Annotated in this window: 1 protein-coding gene; it reads right to left on the bottom strand. The window is 60.6% G+C overall.

Going from position 1 to position 1110, the window contains the following annotated elements; translation table 11 throughout:
- Positions 1-378: 378 nt before the first annotated feature.
- Positions 379-1110 (bottom strand): ABC transporter permease (locus AB5287_RS10020; RefSeq protein WP_368221182.1); only part of this gene is annotated, 732 nt, incomplete at its 5' end.

Raw genomic sequence — 1110 nt, forward strand, 5'->3', positions numbered from 1 at the left:
TGCCAGCCTGGATCTGGAGCTTGATCAGCGCCGAGACTTTCTTCTTGGGAGCCATTGTATGGTTCTTCTTTCTATGAAGCGGTGATGTCGGCACCCGTGGCGGTCGCCCGCAGCGGATTCCTCCCGCAACGTATATTGCTGTGCTGTGCTAGCGGATTCGCATACACGTATCCTCCAGACACAACTTTTCTATTATGCCTATGAGAGCGGACAATATCGCGGCATCGCGGGTGCGTGCGGCCGTTCATATTTCCCGGATTATCGGCAGGGTCATTGGGCTCGGATCCGTCGCATATGTGAAGAGCCGCTACGCATGTGCGCAGCGGCTCATTGGTCACGCTTCACGCCGATCAGGCGCGGAACGCGGAAGACCTAGAATCAGGCCTGCGGGGTCTGCCCCGGGTAGGAAGCGTCCGAATCGGGCTGCTGGTAAACCGGAGCGGCAGGCGCCGGCTGCTCATACGCAGTCGGGGCGACCGGCGCGGTCGGGGTCTGCGGTGCAGCGGGAGCCTGCGGAACGCCGGCATCGGACACCGGGGCGGCAGGTGCCGGGACCGGAGCACCGGGGAATGCCGTCGGTACATACTGCGGCTGGGCGGAAACACCCGGCACCGCGACCTTCGCGGCCTTCTTCTGATTGACGAACGCAAGCACGGTGCCGACAATCAGGCCCAGCGCCGCGATGACGAGCAAGTATGCACCAATACCGAAAGCCACCGCATTCTTCGCGTAGCCGGACGCGAGACTTCCCAGACTGCCATAGTTGCTGCCGAACTCGTCCAAGCTACTGTTGATTTTGCTCTTGGAATACACCATCTCAAAGATGCTGAGTACCAGCACCAAGGCGGAAATGATCATTGCGGGGAGGTGCTTCTTGAAGAACGTGAGCGCCGCGATGGCAAGAACCGCAACGAGGACAATCCATCCGTCCCCGCCTTGGAACAGGCTGGCGCTGTATCCAAACGCCGACACGAACGGCACGATGCAGGCGATGATCGCCAGCACGCCGGCCACGTAGGTGATGATGGAAATGAAGTCGAATGACTGGCCTCCGACGGTCACGTTCTTGCCACCCAGGTTCTGGGCGAAACCGGCGACGGAGTTCTGGAT

The sequence above is a fragment of the Bifidobacterium sp. RTP21102st3_E2_RTP21102_210122 genome, from assembly GCF_040916945.1.
Lineage (GTDB): Bacteria > Actinomycetota > Actinomycetes > Actinomycetales > Bifidobacteriaceae > Bifidobacterium > Bifidobacterium longum.